Raw genomic sequence first — 1976 nt, 5'->3', positions numbered from 1 at the left:
GCCATCCCTTCCACGAAGCTGCGCGCATCGGTTGCGGCCTGCTGAATGTGGTCGAGGTAATCGGGCAGGCGGTTCTCGCTCATATCGGTTGCGCCTCCGCGAGCACCTTGGCCCGGAACTTCGGCGGCAGGTCGCCGGGAGTCAGCAGATCGACGTCAACGCCGAGCAGCGATTTCAGTTCTTCTTCCAAATCGCCCAAGTCCAACAACGTGGCACCGGGCAGCGCATCGACCAACAGGTCGAGGTCGCTGCCATCCCGGTCGGTGCCATGCAGCACCGAGCCGAAGACGCGCGGGTTCGCGGCGCGAAAGCGGCCTACCGCTTCACGCACTGCGCTTCGCTTCATGTCAAGCACAACAGACGGTCGCATGCGCATCCTTTCTTATCGAAACTCGTTGAGATGATATGCAATCAAGAATAGAATTTCAAGAAGAAGGAAACCGCATGCCCCGCCGTTCGATCCTCTCCGCCGCCGAGCGCGAAAGCCTGCTGGCGTTGCCGGACACCAAGGATGAGTTGATCCGTCACTACACGTTCAGCGAAAGCGACCTCTCCATCATCCGGCAGCGGCGCGGCCCGGCCAATCGGCTGGGCTTCGCGGTGCAGCTCTGCTACCTGCGCTTTCCCGGCGTCATCCTTGGCGCTGATGAGCCACCGTTCCCGCCATTGCTGAGACTGGTCGCCAACCAGCTCAAGGTCGGCATCGAAAGCTGGGACGAGTACGGGCAGCGTGAGCAGACCCGACGCGAGCACCTGGTCGAGCTGCAAACGGTGTTCGGCTTCCAGCCGTTCACGATTGGCCACTACCGGCAGGCTGTCCAGTTGCTGACCGAGCTGGCCATGCAAACCGACAAGGGCATCGTGCTGGCCAGAGCCTTGATCGAGCACCTGCGGCGGCAGTCGGTCATTGTGCCCGCCCTCAACGCCGTCGAGCGGGCGAGCGCCGAAGCGATTACCCGCGCCAACCGGCGTCTCTACGACGCCTTGGCTGAGCCGCTGACGGACGTGCATCGCCGTCGCCTCGACGATCTGCTCAAGCGCCGCGACAACGGCAAGACGACGTGGCTGGCCTGGCTGCGGCAATCCCCGGTCAAACCGAACTCGCGGCACATGCTGGAACACATCGAACGCCTCAAGGCGTGGCAGGCGCTCGACCTGCCCTCCGGCATCGAGCGGCTGGTTCACCAGAACCGGCTGCTCAAGATCGCCCGCGAGGGCGGCCAGATGACGCCCGCCGACCTGGCGAAGTTCGAGCCGCAGCGGCGTTACGCGACCCTGGTGGCGCTCGCCATCGAGGGCATGGCCACCGTCACCGACGAAATCATCGACCTGCATGACCGCATCCTGGGCAAGCTGTTCAATGCCGCCAAGAACAAGCATCAGCAGCAGTTCCAGGCATCCGGCAAGGCGATCAATGCCAAGGTGCGGCTGTTCGGGCGCATCGGCCAGGCGCTGATCGAGGCCAAGCAAGCGGGCCGCGATCCGTTCGCCGCCATCGAGGCCGTCATGTCCTGGGATGCTTTCGCCGAGAGCGTCACCGAAGCGCAGCGGCTCGCGCAACCCGAGGACTTCGATTTCCTGCACCGCATCGGCGAGAGCTACGCCACGCTGCGCCGCTACGCGCCGGAATTTCTCGACGTGCTCAAGTTGCGGGCCGCGCCCGCCGCCAAGGACGTACTCGACGCCATCGAGGTGCTGCGCAGCATGAACAGCGACAACGCCCGCAAGGTGCCCACCGACGCGCCGACCGAGTTCATCAAGCCGCGCTGGCAGAAGCTGGTGATGACCGACACCGGCATCGACCGGCGCTACTACGAACTGTGCGCGCTGTCGGAGCTGAAGAACGCGCTGCGCTCCGGCGACATCTGGGTGCAAGGCTCGCGCCAGTTCAAGGACTTCGAGGACTACCTGGTGCCGCCCGCGAAATTCGCCAGCCTCAAGCAGGCCAGCGAATTGCCGCTGGCCGTGGCCACCGA

1 protein-coding gene and 1 pseudogene are annotated in these 1976 nt (G+C 64.6%); one reads left to right on the top strand and one right to left on the bottom strand.

Annotated elements, in window-relative coordinates:
• Positions 1-79: 79 nt before the first annotated feature.
• Positions 80-370, bottom strand: coding sequence for a nucleotidyltransferase family protein (locus tag ACVCAM_RS26320; RefSeq protein WP_001247892.1), 291 nt, complete (start codon positions 368-370; stop codon positions 80-82).
• Between the two features lie 74 nt (positions 371-444).
• Between ACVCAM_RS26320 and ACVCAM_RS26315 the strand changes: the two are divergent.
• Positions 445-1976 (top strand): annotated as a pseudogene (locus ACVCAM_RS26315) (Tn3-like element ISPa38 family transposase); the annotation flags it as partial.

The sequence above is a fragment of the Enterobacter sp. CFEC122 genome, from assembly GCF_052983755.1.
The sequence above is the reverse complement of the archived record's forward strand: the minus strand, read 5'-3'. Positions and strand labels throughout refer to the sequence as shown.